This is a genomic window from Rhodococcoides navarretei (assembly GCF_038069675.1).
GTDB lineage: Bacteria > Actinomycetota > Actinomycetes > Mycobacteriales > Mycobacteriaceae > Rhodococcoides > Rhodococcoides navarretei.
This window is the reverse complement of sequence record NZ_JBBPCN010000001.1, coordinates 4,716,550-4,731,784: the sequence shown is the minus strand read 5'-3', so window position 1 is coordinate 4,731,784 and position 15,235 is coordinate 4,716,550. Positions and strand designations below refer to the sequence as shown.

Genomic DNA, 15,235 nt, shown 5'->3' with positions numbered 1-15,235 from the left:
CAAATCAAAAGAAGCCGACCGATAATTATGAAACTGCTGGTCGAGCTGCTTCGGGTGAAAGCAAGCTTTTCGTTTTCGTACTCTCTACGTTGTCGCCATTCTGATTGTTTTGGGTCGCCTTTTCCCACGCGTAGACGACGAAAGCGAGCATGACGGAAAATGCTGTGGTGGTGGCCGGCGTGCTGACGACGGGAAAGTCGAGTTGCAGCGCGATCACCGAGAAACCGATGAAGGTGCCGCCGTAGAAGCCGAGCTCCCAGCGTCCCGAGCGCAGCATCCGGTAGCCCACGACGGCACCGGCAACGAGAATTGCGGTGAAGGCCAGGCCGGTGAAGATACCGCCGCGGTAGATGGTCAACAGTGGCGAGTTGGCGACGAAATTCACCTCGAATGCGGTGGCGGGATCGACGAATTCCGGCCGCCCCCAACCGAGGCCGAACAGCCAGTGGCCTTGCATGTGGCCGGGGAATTCGGCAAGCGCATCGCCGCGTGCGCTCGAGCCTGCGTCCTCGTTGCCGAAGGACGAGAAAACTCGGCTGCGCACGCTGGGTACTGCGAGGGCTCCGACGAAGGCCGCCAGGAATGCGCCGACGATGGCGAAACGTTCTCTGGCCCGCAGTTGTTGGAAGGCGAACATCAGCAGTACCCCGAGCACCACCGAGAACAGGGCCGCTCGCGACAGGGTGAGCACGATCGACAGGAACAGCAGAGTAGCGAGAGCGGTACGCAGGTATCCACGCAGCAACAGTATGCACAGCATGAGTGCGAGGACGAAGCCGATTCCGGCCGCGTTGGGGTCGATGTAGGTCCCGGCCAGGCGAACCGACGTGGCTCCGGTGGGGCTGTAGACGAAGCGAGTGCTTTCCTCCTCGGAGCCGTACCCGAGGATCGACAGGTAGCGAATGAGCTTTCCCGCGGGATCGCCGACGAAGATCAGCAACGCGAATGCGGCTGCGCCGGAGGCGGCGTAGACGTAGATCCTGCCGAACATCGCCATTTCGTCCCGGGGCATACGCAACAGGCACACCACCACGAGGGTCGAGATGAGCCATTTACCGAACTCGAAGAAATCGCCCGGTCCCGTGGCGGTGACGACGACCGACAGTGCGGACAAGGCGATGAGTGCGATGACGGTCGTTTCCGGCCATGTGATGCGGCTCACCGCTGTGCGGTGAATCACAGTGGCCAGAATCGTCGCGACAGTCAGTGTGAAGATCAGCGGTGCCGGTGTGCCCGGTACGTAGCCGAACGGAAGTGCGCCCAATGAAAATGCAAGAGCGCGAGTCAAATACAGTGGATGACGTAGGCCGACGTACGCTCCCACGGTCAGCGCGACGAGGGCGAATGCCGCCAGTTTCGCTGGAGTTCCGCCGACGATCACGGCGAATGTAACGAGAACGGGGATTGCCACGATGGCGACCCATCCGACCCGCTGCGCGATGCTCATAGGCTCTGATGTTGTCACGCTTTCATCCACTCGCAACATGTACGCCGTGCCGAATCCTTCGCTGCGCTTTATTGTTTCCCCTTGACCGACGTCATTCGATAGGAGCACTCGTGGAGATTCGAGAGTATTGGCGGATCCTTCGCGCGGGTTGGTGGATCGTCGCTCTCGCGACGGTCATCGGCATCGCCGGCGGCTATGCCTACACGTTCTTCACGACGCCTCAGTACCAAGCGTGTGCTCGTTTGTTCGTCACCACCGAAGGCGGCAGTTCCGTCGGTGAGGCGTACCAGAACAATCTGTTCTCGCAGGAACGCGTGTCCTCCTACGCCGGGTTGGCCACCAGCACACAGGTTGCGCAGCGAGCCGTCGATCAGTTGCAACTGCAGGGGTCGGCGGCGGACCTGCGTTCCCGGATCACCGCGACGCCGATCGAAAAGACCGTTCTGCTCGATCTGTGCGCCACCGATCCCGATCCCGAGGTCGCGCAGGCACTGACCAACGCGGTAGCCGGGCAGCTGACGCAGGTGGTGCAGGAACTCGAAACATCTCAGCGCGGCGGCGATCCCGCGGCCGGGGCCACCATCGTCGATCAGGGCGACGTTCCGACGGCGCCGATCGGCATGGGCCTGACCACGACGCTCGGTCTCGGCGGTGCGATGGGCTTCGTTCTCGGACTCGCGCTCGCGCTGCTTCGCGGTCTGCTGGATCGCTCGATCCGGGACAGGCCGCGCGCGGAGGACGTCTCGGGCCGCGTCGTGCTCGGCGGTCTCCCTGCAGACGGGACGCGCCCCACGGTCGCGGTGGCGTCGATGAAGACGATGGGCGAGCCGCTCCGCGCCCTGCGCACCAATATTCGCTTCCTCGGCGGCGGATCTCCGCCGCGCGTCATCACCATCACCGGTCCGGCTGGCGGCGAGGGACGCACCAGCACGGCCATCGATCTCGCGGCCGTGCTCGCCGAGGCGGGACACACGGTGCTTCTCGTCGGCGGCGACCTGCGCAGCGCCACATTGGGCACCCGGTTGGGTGTCGACCAGCACAGCGGTCTGTCGACCGTCCTCTCGGGCGAGCACGACATCGATGACGCGATCCAGAACGATGTGTTCGACGGCGTCTCGGTACTGCCCTCGGGGCCCGTGCCGCCGAATCCGAGCGAACTGCTCGGATCGGATCGCGCCCAGGAGCTGCTCGAATCGCTGCGCGAGCGATACCGCTACGTCATCATCGACACCCCGCCTCTGCTCCAGGTCACCGACGGTGCGATCCTCACCGCATTGGCCGACGGCACAGTGGTTCTCGCGCGCACCGGCCGCACCACGCGCGACAAGCTGCGACGTGCGATCAAGGTGCTCGACGGTGTCGGCGGAACCGTTCTGGGCGTCGTGACCACCTTCGAACCCTCGGGTCGACGCCTCCTCGGCGGCACTTCCGCATCCTCCGAGAACGTCCGCGAATCACCCTCGAACGCAGAGACATACACTGTTCCGTCCGCGTCGGCTTCGTCCCCTGCGTCTGCGGTGGTCAGGCCGAAGCCGGCGCTGAACGACACTGCGACCTCGTCGGCGAGCAGAGGATAGCCTCGATGTCCGGTAGGTGGGCGGTCCGAGTCGGCGTCCTGGCGACGGCCGCCGTGGTGTCGATCTCCTGCTCGCAGCAAGCTCCGATCACACTGCCGCCGGGCGCGCAGACGGCTCCTGTCACGGCCGCTCCGGCGGCGTCGGAGCCGCCGCCACCGTCCACTTTCGGTGGTGCCGTACCGGGTTCGTTGATCTCGGCCGAGCCGATCGAGGACATCGCAGCAGACATCACCGAGTTGGGGGCTACTGCGACTCGCGTGGTGTATCGATCGACGTCGGGCGTGACGGGGGAGCCGACGGATGTCTCGGGCACCGTTGTCATCCCGGGTGGCACTGCGCCCCAGGGGGGTTGGCCGGTGGTGTCCTACGGGCACGGCACGACGGGAGTGCTGGAGGCGTGCGGTCCGTCGCGGTACGCCAACCTTCTCGGCAGTGCCCCCATCGTGGCAGCGTTGGTGCTCAACGGCTTCGCGGTGGCGATTACCGACTATCAGGGGCTCGGACTCGGTGGGTCGTATCACCCGTACCTCGATTCGAAGACGTTCGGCTACAACATGATCGATGCCGTCCGTGCAGCCAGGAACTTCATGCCCACCCTCAGCTCGCGGTGGGCCGCCTACGGAGTCTCGCTCGGCGGCATGGCAGCGTGGGCGGCAAGCGACCGTAATGCCGAGTACGGGGGCGGGCTCGAGCTGGTGGGGACCGCCGCGATGGTGCCGGTGTCGGACATGTCCGGCTTGGCCGATGCTGCCGCGAACGGGACTCTGACGCGGGCTCAGTACCCCCTGTTGATGTACGCGCTGCACACCTTGGCGATCAGTCATCCCGAGATGAACCTCGACGATTACCGGTCGGGGTTGGCGCGGGAGCGGTGGGACGACTTCATGGAATGCGTGCCGCCGAAGTCGGACGACGTGCCCGGGCTCCTGGCGCGTCTACAGGCCGCGGACCTGACGCCGGTCAGCGCCGAAGCAACGGATCGTCTGCGCGGTTACCTGTCGGATATGGCTCTGCCGCAGCAGCGTTCGACGACGCCACTGCTGGTGATGTACGGCAGCGAGGACGATCTGATTCTCGAACCGTGGACCGAGAAGGCATTGCAGCGGGCGTGCGATTCCGGAGACCTCGTCGAGTACGAGCTGCATCAAGGTGAGGGGCACGGTGATCTGGACAGCAGCCGGTCGCTGCCGTGGGTCAAAGGCATGTTCGCCGGCCAACGTCCCGTCGACACGTGCGAGCTGAATCGATGATCGCACCCACGGGTGTGCCCACCCTCAAGGACTACGGCCGTATTCTGTTGTCCGGCTGGGCATTGATTCTCGCCGCCGCGATACTGTCGGCGGGTGCCGGGTGGTTGGCGACGCAGTTGGTCGAGCCGACATTCACCGCGTCTTCCCGCGTGTTCGTCACGGCTCCCGGTCCCACGTCGCCCAAGAATTCGCTCGACGGCAATCGCGGGTCGTTGGTCCGCGTCGAGACGTACGTTCAGTTGGCCACCGGGGAACAGGTGTTGCGGCGCGTCATCGCGTCGGAGGGGTTGCCGGTCGAGCCCGACGTGCTGAAGAACGACATCACGGTGGTGCCCACTCCGGGCTCGGCGTTGATCGACATCTCGGTGGTGAACGCCGATGCCGAGCAGGCGCGAGACGTCGCCAATGCCGTTGCAGTGCAGCTGATCAAGCTGGTCGGGGAGATCGACCTGGGGGCCGACGGAGCGGTGTCGGAGGTGACGCTCGTCGATGCGGCCATCACCCCTGATCAGGTCACTACACCGACGCCGATGAGCAACATGATTCTGGGGGGAGTGATGGGCGCGATCCTGAGCAGTGTGCTGGTGCTGGCATTCGGAATCGCACGCGACTCGATCGACCATCGCGATCAAGTGGAGAACATCGTGAAGCAGGCGACCGCTGCCCAGCGGACGCCTGCTGCAGAGGGGGTCCGATGACATTGTCGCGAACGCGTCGAGTAAACCGAGCGAGCGGTGCCTGCGCGCTGGCCTTGATCCTGGTGACGTCGGGGTGTTCCTCCGACGAACCGCCTGCCGATCCGTACTCGGTGTCGCAATCCGCAGCGTTCGGTGCCACGCTCGACGCCGATTACGGTGAAGCAGGACCCGGTTCGCTCGAGAGTGCGCAGCAACTGCTGACCATCGATCGCCGGGTCAGCGCCGTATCGTCCGTTGCCGCGCGGGTGATCTACTCGTCCACCTCCGGGGTCGACGGCTCACCGCAGCGTGTCTCGGGCACGATCTTCGCACCGGACGGCACACCGCCCGAGGGTGGTTGGCCCATCATCGCCTACGGCCACGGCACCACCGGCGTGCTCGAGGACTGCGCACCGTCCACCGATCCCGAACTGCTCGGCAGCTCGCAGATCGTCGCGGCGCTGGTGCGGTCCGGGAACGTCGTCACGGTGTCGGACTACCAGGGACTGGGCCTCGAGGGTTCGTACCATCCCTATCTCGACGCTCGTACCGTCGGGAACAACCTCATCGACTCGGTGCGCGCTGCCCGCAAGCTCATTCCCGATGCGTCCACGAAGTGGGCTGCGTTCGGCGGGTCCCAGGGCGGTCAGGCATCGTGGGCCGCAAACGAACTCGCGGGGACCTACGGCGAGGGTCTCGACATGGTCGGGTCGGTCAGCCTCGTCCCGGCAGCGGATATCACCGGGTTGGCGGCCGCGGCAGCGAACGGTACGCTCACCGACGATCAGAAGCCCCTGCTGCAGTGGGTTTTGGTCGGCCTGGCCCAGTCTCATCCCGAGATCGACCTGGATGACTACCGTCGGGGCATCGTCGAAGAGAAGTGGGACGAGCTCTCGGCGTGCGGCGGCGTTCTCGCTGCCGACCGCACATCCCTGGCGGCGCAGATCAGCGACGACGATCTGCGTCCGGCAACCCCCGAGGCGACGGCGAAGCTCGCGGACTACCTGCGTGAGATGAGCTTGCCCACGTCACCGGCCGCCGCGCCGATGCTGGTTCTCTACGGTGGCCAGGACACATTGATCTCGCAGCCGTGGACCGAGGCCGCCATCGCGGCCGGCTGCGCCAACGGGGACACGATTCAATCTGTGCTACAACCGAATTCCGGTCACGCAGACATCGACGGTGCTGCTGCGTTCGGATGGCTCGGCGACCGGTTCGCCGGTATCGACGCCATCAGCTTCTGCCCGCCTCCTGCGCCATGACCTTCAGAGGGTAACCATGACCGCCACACCCGACAGCACCGCGACCGCCGCCACCGCGGTCTCCGATACCGGAATCAAACGACCAGCCCGCCTCGTCGGGCTCGACGGCCCCCGCGGATTCGCCTGCCTGTGCGTGCTCGCCGTGCACGTCGGCGGTCACTACTCGCCGCAGACGGTCCTGACCTACAAGCTCGGAGTGCTTGGTCAGGGGTTGATCTTCTTCTTCGCTCTGTCGGGCTTTCTGATCTTCCTGCCGATGGTCCGAAAGCTGTTCGCAGGCAAGCCGATGCCGAACAATGTCAGCTACGCGATGCATCGGCTGCTGCGAGTGTTTCCGGCGTACCTGTTCATCTTCCTGTTCGCGAACTACGTGATGCGTGCGGTGTTCGTGGAGAACGCTGCTGTCGCCGAACAGCATTTCACCGACAACGGTCTGGGCATCCTCACCGACCCGTTGACACTGTTGGCCAATCTGACGCTGGTGCACACCTACATTCCGAGCATGATCCAGACCGGCATCAACCCGTCGTGGTCGCTGTCGCTGGAGTTCGCGTTCTACATCGCACTGCCGTTGCTGACGAGCATCGCGTTCTTCCTGCGCAAGCGCACGTCCCTCTCGGCACCGGTGCTGGCATTGATCCCGGTGGTGAGCATGTTCGTCATCGGAATCACCGGAAAGCTTTACACCGCATCGCGCGTGGGGCCGTCGGGCATCACCGATCCGAAACTGCTGGAATGGGGTCCCAACGAGATCGCGGTGCTCAGCCGTAGCTTCTGGTCGCTGGCAGACAATTTCACGTACGGCATGCTGGCAGCGGTGGTGTTCGTCGCGATCGACAACGGAATGCTCAAAGGCGCGATCGTCGACAGAATGCGGTGGTGGGCGGGCATCGCGATGATTCCCACCGCAGTGATCTCGCTGATGCTGATCGACAACAACTCTCGCTGGCAGACGTCCACCGTGTCCCTCGGATCCGCCTTGCTGATTCTGTTCATCGTCGTGCCGCTGGCGCGCGGTGAGCGCTCGAAGTTGGCCGAACGAGCCGATTGGGCACCACTGAGCTACGTGGGCATGATCTCGCTCAGCGTCTACCTGTGGCACTTCCCCATCCTGATCATGGTGGGACGCTTCGGCTGGATGGCAGGAGACAGCCCGTTGGGTCTACTGCGAAACTTCGTGCTGGTGAGCGCCGTGAGCATCGCATTCGGAGCGGTGACGTACCGATTCATCGAGAAGCCATCGTTGACGTACGCGCGTAGGTTCAAGGCGAGCAAATAGATTCATGCACTCCGTCCGTAGGCTCGCCGCGCCGCTGCTGCTGCTCCATGTTCTCGCGGGATGCGCCGTGGTGGTGCCGCTCGGCGGCCAGGCGCAGGGCGCACTCGCATCGGTGATTCGTGGTGCAGATCCTGAGCCGATGGACATCGAAAACCCTGGTACCGGCAGCGGCTCGATCGTGAGTGCCGAGACCATGCCGAATCTGCCACTGCCGGTGCGGATGTCGGGTGTCGAATCGGCACGGTTGGTGTACCGCTCGGTGCAGCCGGGTGTGGGCGAGCGCGAGGTATCAGGCACGGTGTTCACCCCCTCCGGCGATGCGCCCGAGGGTGGATGGCCCGTCATCTCCTACGCCCATGGCACCACGGGAATCGAGCAGGCATGCGCGCCATCGAGGTCCGCGTCGCTGCTGGGCGCATCGGCGCTCGTACAGGGTTACACCACAGCGGGATTCGCGGTCGCCATCACCGACTACGAGGGTCTCGGACATGAGGGAAGCCACGCGTACCTGGACAACATCACCGCCGGCTACGACGTCATCGATGCCGTTCGTGCTCTGCGCAACGTCTTCCCCGACGTCGGTACCGAGTGGGCTGCGTTCGGTGGTTCGCAGGGCGGTGGTGCTGCGTGGGCGGCGAACGAACTCGCCGATTCCTATGCGCCCGAGCTGGATCTGGTCGGTGCCGTCGCTCTGGCACCTGCAGCGAACATGGTCGGTCTGGTGGACAAGGCCATTGCGGGAACACTGACCGACGACCAGGGCCCGTTGCTGCAGTGGGTGCTGGAGTCGTTGGCGCGACGCGATCCGTCTCTGAACCTCGACGACTATCGCCGAGGCGATGCCGCGCAGGATTGGGCGGCACTCACCGGATGTACGCCGGACAAGGCCGGTGCACGTGAGGACGCGGTGAAGAGGCTCGGCGACAAAGACTTTGCACCGAAGTCCGATGCGGCTGCGGATGCCCTTCGACAGGCTCTGGCTCGGATGGTCGTGCCGCAGGGCCCCGCCTCGGAACCGATGCTGGTGGCCTACGGCGACGCCGACACCTACATCGACGCGGCGTGGACCGACGCGGCTCTCGAGCAGGCGTGTGCGTTCGGAGATGTCATCACCATCGATCGTCAGGCCGGGCGGGGGCACGGGGACGTGAACGGTGACGCCGTCAATCAGTGGATAGCGGATCGTTTTGCCGGGGTACCTGCGCAGAACGATTGCAGTTGAACAGGGGGATCTTCGTGGGGTTACGTCAGGATCTGACAGTCCGGGCCAAGGACGTCGTGAAGAAGCGTCTGGGACGCGGCATTGCGGTGGACGCGATCGACGAGCCGTATCTGGTGGTGGCGGTGCTGGGGCAGTCCAATGCGCACGGTGCCGGCGTCGGATTGGACAGGTCCGGCCTGGATGCGCCGCATCCTCGGGTACATCAGTGGGCTGCCTCGGGTCGGTCGAAGAACGCCATCGTGGCGGGCAGCAATCCGCTGTTTCACGAGGTGCCCTCCAAGGCAGTCGGATTCGGCCCGACGTTCGCCGCGCACCTCGCCGATATGACGGGCAGGCCGGTGTTGCTCGTTCCCTACGCGCGGGGAGACTCGGGCTTCGCGCGCATTCACGGCATCTCCTGGGATCCGGCCGACTCCGGAGCGCGCGTCAATCTGTTCTGGGCTGCGATGCAGCGCATCCGAACCGGCCTGGCGACGAAGCCCGGCAACGAGCTCGCGGCGGTGCTGTGGCATCAGGGGGAGAGCGATGTGCCGTTGCTGACCGGGCCGGTGTACGCCGAGAAGCTCGACAGTGTCATCGATGCCCTGCGTACCGAATTCGGTGATGTGCCCTTTGTTCTGGGCCAGATGGTGCCGGACGAAATCGAATCGGGGGAGCCCAACCACGCCGTCATCGACGCGGTACATGCCGATACTCCGCGTCGAAGGACCAATGTTGCGTACGTGCCGGGCCCGAAGGGGCTCTACAACAGCGAGACCGAGAAGATTCACTACAGCGGTGCAGGGCAACGGGAATTGGGGCACCGAATGTGGACGGCCTTCGCGGGTATGTCGCCGCGCGTCGTGCAATCGACCGACACGGCTTGACATCGAGTGACGATCTGTTGCTTAGTAGTCCCCGGGGATGGGGCGAAATGGGGAATTCGGCGCGGCCGGAAACACCGCGGACGCTTGTGGTTAATGCACTCGAAACGTGTAACGACCTGCGGCTCAGCGTCGATCAGCATATCGTTATCACGAGTCACGTTCAGCACGATGAAGGTAGATAGTAGGACGGGGTGGCACGGTGCTGTGTCGATCACGAGAGTTCGACAGGGCGCACGTACCGAGGGGGAATCAGTGTCAGTCAGTGATCTGAATACGCAGAATCCGATTGTTTCGCGGCGCGACGCCAGGAGGATGCGTAAGACGACGTCGCGTCGTGAATGGGAGACGCATTACACCGAGGGCCTTCGTGTCACCGACACTGTTGTCGTTCTCGCTGCCGTGACGGTGGCACAGATAATCCGATTCGGCGACATCGACTTCCGTGAGCCGTGGTCCATCGTGAGCTATTTCGGGGTCTCGGGGGTGCTCGCCGTCCTGTGGTTGGCGTTCCTCGCCATCTTCCGTACTCGTTCGCCTCGGGTGATCGGCAATGGCTCGGAGGAATACCGACGCATCGTCTCGGCCACGTTCCGCTTGTTCGGCACCATCGCCATTCTGTCGCTGCTGTTCCGGTTCGACATCGCTCGGCTGTATCTGGCCATCGCGCTACCCGTCGGCATGATCGGCTTGTTGCTGAGTCGGTGGGGTTGGCGCAAGGTGGTCGCGCACAAGCGCGCTCGCGGCGGATACCAGACGTCGGTACTCATTGTCGGCAGCCGTAGTTCGGCACTGTCGATGGCCGCGTCCTTCGAGCGTTCACCGGAAGCCGGCTACAGCGTGGTCGGCATCTGCCTGCCCAACTACGAACCCGGCAACGACACCTCCCTCACCGTCGACGGCGTCGAGATCCCCGTGCTGGGAGACGAGCACAGCGTTGTCGAGGCCATCGAGGCGTCCGGAGCCGACACCGTTGCGGTGACGGCCACCGAGCACATCGGCCATCATGGTCTGCGAAAGATGGTGTGGGACTTGGAGAAGAAGAAGGTGGACCTCGTCGTCTCGCCGGGCGTGATGGACGTGGCGGGCCCGCGGCTGGTGATGCGGCCGGTGGCGAACTTTCCGTTGATCCACGTCGAGAAGCCTCAGTACAACGGCGCGAAACGCTTCAGCAAGACGGCCTTCGACTTCGTGTTCGCCGCGTCGATTCTGCTGTTCATCTCGCCCATCCTCGTCGCCCTGGCCGTGATCATCAAGCTCACCAGCAAGGGACCGGTCTTCTACAATTCTGAACGAATGGGCATCGACGGCAAGCCTTTTCAGATGATCAAGTTTCGCAGCATGGTCCAGGACGCCGACAAGCGCGTGCAGGAATTGGCCGGTCTCAACGAAGGTGCGGGCGGGGTGTTGTTCAAGATGCGCGACGACCCGCGTGTCACCCGCGTGGGCAAGGTGATGCGCAAGTTCAGCCTCGACGAGCTGCCCCAGTTCGTCAACGTACTCAAGCGCGAGATGAGCGTGGTCGGTCCTCGACCGCCACTGCGCCGCGAAGTGGAAACCTACGACGGCGAGGTGCGACGCCGCCTGCTCGTCAAGCCGGGTGTCACCGGGCTGTGGCAGGTGAGTGGTCGATCTGATCTGTCGTGGGAGGAGAGCGTTCGCCTCGATCTCTCGTACGTCGAGAACTGGTCCATGACGGGTGATCTGCTCATCATCGCCAAAACCGCTGTGGCCGTGTTCAAGAGCGAAGGTGCGTACTGACGCCAGTCCCTTCCGATGTCGTTCACCGTGCAGCTGGTCGGTTTTGTTCGTATCATGCTGTGATGTCGACTATTTCGGAGAATGGGTCCGGTACCACCATGGCGCAGAGTTCTTTTCACGATTTCTTGTCCGATCGAGTGGACCAGATCGCACGGGTGCATCTGAACCGGTCGACCTCGCTGCACGCGGTGATCTCGGACAGCGTACGACGCGTACACATCGGCATTCGCCGAATATCACGGCACCGAGGCCCCGCTGGACTTACTTGCCCCTGAGGTTCGTACCGAGCTGAGCGATTTCATCCACCGCTGCGCCGAGGCCGTCGAAGAGCCCGAGAACCCGCAGTTTCCGGTTCGCCGCTGAGAATTGGCCCCTGAGTTACCGGCCGTCCACCGTGTTGTGAACCCCGTGCCTGGAGTATCGGAGATGACGGGACTGCGTTTACTATTCGCAGACGCGGGTGTAGTCCACGCGAGAGCCCAGCATCAGTCGGGGCAATGTCTCGACCGAACACTTGGCTCAACAGCACAACCGACGGGGAACGAACAGTATGCGAATCACAGTCTTCGGTACCGGCTATCTCGGTGCCACTCATACCGCGTGCATGGCCGAACTCGGCCACGAGGTGCTCGGTGTCGACGTGGACCCGGCCAAGCTCGCGAAGCTCGAAGCCGGTGAGGTCCCGTTCTGGGAGCCCGGTCTCGAAGAGGTGCTGCAGCGCAACATCGCGGCCGGCCGTCTCCGCTTCACCGCGTCGTACCAGGCAGCCGCAGACTTCGCGGAGGTGCACTTCCTCGGCGTCGGTACTCCTCAGAAGAAGGGGGAGTTCGCGGCCGACATGAAGTTCGTCGACTCGGTCATCGAGACGCTGGCCCCACTGCTGACGAAGCCGGCGGTCATCTTCGGTAAGTCGACCGTGCCGGTGGGTACAGCCGAGCGGCTCGGCCGTATGGCCCGCGAGCTCGCACCCGCGGGTGACGGCGTCGAGGTCGCCTGGAACCCGGAATTCCTGCGCGAGGGTTACGCCGTCAAGGACACTCTCCATCCCGATCGCTTGGTGCTGGGTGTGGACCGTGCCCGCCCGGGCCGCGCCGAGGCACTTGCTCGCGAGGTCTACGCGCAGCTGCTCGACGAGAAGATCCCCTTTCTGGTGACCGATCTGGCTACCGCCGAGCTGGTCAAGGCATCCGCCAACGCGTTCCTGGCCACCAAGATCTCGTTCATCAATGCCATTGCCGAGGTGTGTGAGGCTTCGGGTGCAGACGTCACCGTGCTTGCCGACGCCATCGGCCACGACGAGCGGATCGGCCGCAAGTTCCTGAACGCCGGCATCGGTTTCGGTGGTGGCTGCCTGCCCAAGGACATCCGGGCGTTCATGGCCAGGGCAGGTGAACTGGGTGCCGACCAGGCTCTGACGTTCCTGCGCGAGGTCGACAACATCAACATGCGTCGCCGTACCCGGATGGTCGAGCTGGCCCGCGAGGCATGTGGGTCTCTCCTCGGTGCTCGGGTTGCCGTGCTCGGTGCGGCCTTCAAGCCCGATTCCGACGACGTGCGCGACTCACCGGCCCTCAATGTTGCTGGGCAGATCCAGCTCCAGGGTGCCGCGGTCAACGTGTACGACCCCAAGGCCATGGAGAACTCGCGGGCACTGTTCCCCACTTTGACCTACAGCAATTCCGCGCTCGAAGCGTGTGAGGGCGCTGACGTGGTGTTGGTACTGACGGAATGGAAAGAGTTCAAGGCGCTCGCTCCTGAAGATCTGGAGGGCGCAGTGCGCAGCAAGACCCTGATCGATGGACGCAACTGTCTGGACCCGGAGCAGTGGCGGGCGGCGGGATGGAACTACCGCGGGCTGGGCCGTCCCTGATCCGGACTAACAAGCCGAGCTAAGTCGCTCGTTGGAATGAATTGGTTGCGCTCATTCCTTTGGCTATCGATTCTCACCGATTCGATTTCTCGCGCTCGCCGATGTAAGCGAAAATCTTGTTTTTCGCAGTTCAGGCTGCTGACGGGTTTGTTCGGCACCAATCTGGTGGGCGCGAGCCTGTCGATCGCACAATAACAAGCGCTTCAACCTGTGAAGGGTCACATTACCGCGCCGATTGTATTCAGTTGTAACGTTTTTGGGCCCTGGTGCGGTTACATCCGGTGGGCTTCGGTCACTCATATCGCCTAGTCAGCGATGGTGTGGTAAACCGAATACCTGCTGTTATTTGTTTGTGATCTGCGCCGCTCGCGTGGTGCATCGGATAGCAGCGTGGGACTATTCCAATTCGATACCAGTCGCAATCTGGATTGGTTCGAACCGAACTCGCGTTCACCTCCCGGTGCGCGCAGTAGTGCAGAGGAGGGGAGCACGTGGCATCTGTCGGGGCTGCACAACGCTCTCTGTGGGGATCTCCGCGTCGGTCCGGCACCGTGGTGGCTCGACGGCTCACGTCGCGGCACGTGTGGGAGGACCAATACGTCCGGCGGCTTCGGGTGACCGACGTTGTTGTTGTCGTTCTGTCCGTAGGCCTGGCCCAGATCGTGCGCTTCGGTGGTGTGGAGTCCACCGGTCTGATGTCGGCGCTTACGTACACGGGAGTGTCCATCGTCATGGCGGCTGTGTGGATCGCCTTCCTCGCCATCTTCCGCACGCGATCACCACGAGTCATTGGTAACGGTGCTGAAGAGTACCGACGGATCGTCTCGGCCACCTTCCGCCTGTTCGGTGTCATCGCAATCGTGTCGCTACTGTTCCGCGTCGACATCGCACGGCTCTACCTGGCTATTGCTCTGCCGGTCGGACTGATCGCGCTACTGCTGAGTCGATGGGTGTGGCGCAAGGTGGTTGCCCGCTCACGGGACAATGGCGAGTACAAAACTTCGGTGCTGATCGTGGGTAGTCGATCTGCCGCCGTATCCATGGCGCAGTCGTTCGAGAAGTCGCCCTCCGCCGGCTACGCGGTGGTCGGAATCTGCATGCCCGGCTACGAGGCTCCGCGTGACGGAGTGCTCAATGTCGAAGGATCCGACATCCCGGTTCTGGGAGACGAGCACGACGTCCTCGCTGCGATCGAAGAGTGCGGTGCCGACACCGTTGCAGTGACGGCCACCGAGCACCTCGGGCACAAGGGCATTCGCAAGATGATCTGGGATCTCGAGAAGAAGGACGTCGACCTGGTCGTCGCTCCGGGTGTGGTCGACGTTGCCGGGCCGCGCCTGGTGATGCGTCCTGTGGCCGGCTTTCCGCTGATCCACGTCGAGAAGCCTCAGTACAACGGCGCTACCCGGTTCAGCAAGACAGCCTTCGACCTCACGTTCGCCGCCCTGGTACTGGTGCTGATCTCGCCGATCCTGGTGGCAGTCGCTATCGCAGTGAAGACAACCAGCCGCGGTCCCGTGTTCTACAAGTCCGAGCGAATGGGCATCGACGGCACGCCGTTCTCGATGATCAAGTTCCGCAGCATGACTGCCGACGCGGACAAGCAGGTTGCGCATCTGCTCGACCGAAACGAGGGTGCCGGCGGAGTTCTGTTCAAGATGCGTGACGACCCGCGCGTGACACCCGTGGGCAAGGTGATGCGCCGTTACAGCCTCGACGAGCTTCCACAGTTCATCAACGTTCTCAAGCGCGAGATGAGTGTGGTGGGGCCGAGGCCTCCGCTGCGCCGTGAGGTCGAAACCTACAACGGTGAGGTTCGTCGGCGGCTGTTGGTGAAGCCTGGAGTCACCGGCCTGTGGCAGGTGAGCGGTAGATCTGATCTGTCGTGGGAAGAGACTGTCCGGCTTGATCTTTCCTATGTCGAGAACTGGTCGATGGTGGGAGATCTACTCATCATCGCTAAGACGATGAAGGCCGTCGCTGGAAGCGATGGGGCGTATTGAGTTCGCCCAATGTCGGGTTTCGTC

11 protein-coding genes are annotated in these 15,235 nt (G+C 63.6%); 10 read left to right on the top strand and 1 reads right to left on the bottom strand.

What is annotated here, in order from left to right; genetic code table 11:
• Nucleotides 1–25: 25 nt before the first annotated feature.
• A complete protein-coding gene (locus AABD04_RS22380; protein WP_341442532.1) occupies nt 26–1,465 on the bottom strand; it encodes an O-antigen ligase family protein in 1,440 nt (479 codons plus the stop codon).
• A gap of 92 nt (nt 1,466–1,557) precedes the next feature.
• On the opposite strand from AABD04_RS22380, the gene AABD04_RS22375 reads away from it, so the two are divergent.
• The 10 genes from AABD04_RS22375 (at nt 1,558) to AABD04_RS22330 (ending at nt 15,211) form a co-directional block, all read left to right on the top strand.
• Nucleotides 1,558–3,024 (top strand): tyrosine-protein kinase domain-containing protein, encoded by a 1,467-nt coding sequence (locus AABD04_RS22375; RefSeq protein WP_341442531.1) that lies wholly within the window; start codon nt 1,558–1,560, stop codon nt 3,022–3,024.
• A gap of 5 nt (nt 3,025–3,029) precedes the next feature.
• The gene (locus AABD04_RS22370; protein ID WP_341442530.1) at nt 3,030–4,274 is read left to right on the top strand and encodes a lipase family protein; all 1,245 of its coding nucleotides are present in this window, start codon (nt 3,030–3,032) and stop codon (nt 4,272–4,274) included.
• Nucleotides 4,271–4,972 (top strand): YveK family protein, encoded by a 702-nt coding sequence (locus tag AABD04_RS22365; RefSeq protein WP_341442529.1) that lies wholly within the window; start codon nt 4,271–4,273, stop codon nt 4,970–4,972. The genes AABD04_RS22370 and AABD04_RS22365 overlap by 4 nt, the downstream gene beginning before the upstream one ends.
• The gene (locus tag AABD04_RS22360) at nt 4,969–6,213 is read left to right on the top strand and encodes a lipase family protein (RefSeq protein WP_341442528.1); all 1,245 of its coding nucleotides are present in this window, start codon (nt 4,969–4,971) and stop codon (nt 6,211–6,213) included. Before AABD04_RS22365 ends, AABD04_RS22360 begins: the two co-directional genes overlap by 4 nt.
• A 16-nt stretch (nt 6,214–6,229) precedes the next feature.
• Entirely contained in the window at nt 6,230–7,492 is a 1,263-nt protein-coding gene (locus AABD04_RS22355; RefSeq protein ID WP_341442527.1) for an acyltransferase family protein, read from the top strand.
• 4 nt (nt 7,493–7,496) lie between these two features.
• Nucleotides 7,497–8,714 (top strand): lipase family protein, encoded by a 1,218-nt coding sequence (locus AABD04_RS22350; protein WP_341442526.1) that lies wholly within the window; start codon nt 7,497–7,499, stop codon nt 8,712–8,714.
• A gap of 14 nt (nt 8,715–8,728) precedes the next feature.
• Entirely contained in the window at nt 8,729–9,580 is an 852-nt protein-coding gene (locus AABD04_RS22345; protein ID WP_341442525.1) for a sialate O-acetylesterase, read from the top strand.
• 312 nt (nt 9,581–9,892) lie between these two features.
• Nucleotides 9,893–11,338 carry a sugar transferase gene (locus AABD04_RS22340; RefSeq protein ID WP_341442524.1) on the top strand — a complete coding sequence of 482 codons (1,446 nt, stop codon included), beginning with the start codon at nt 9,893–9,895 and terminating at the stop codon, nt 11,336–11,338.
• Nucleotides 11,339–11,888: 550 nt separating this feature from the next.
• Nucleotides 11,889–13,208 (top strand): UDP-glucose dehydrogenase family protein, encoded by a 1,320-nt coding sequence (locus AABD04_RS22335; RefSeq protein ID WP_341442523.1) that lies wholly within the window; start codon nt 11,889–11,891, stop codon nt 13,206–13,208.
• A gap of 521 nt (nt 13,209–13,729) precedes the next feature.
• A complete protein-coding gene (locus AABD04_RS22330; RefSeq protein WP_423228246.1) occupies nt 13,730–15,211 on the top strand; it encodes a sugar transferase in 1,482 nt (493 codons plus the stop codon).
• The last annotated feature ends 24 nt before the right edge of the window (nt 15,212–15,235 follow it).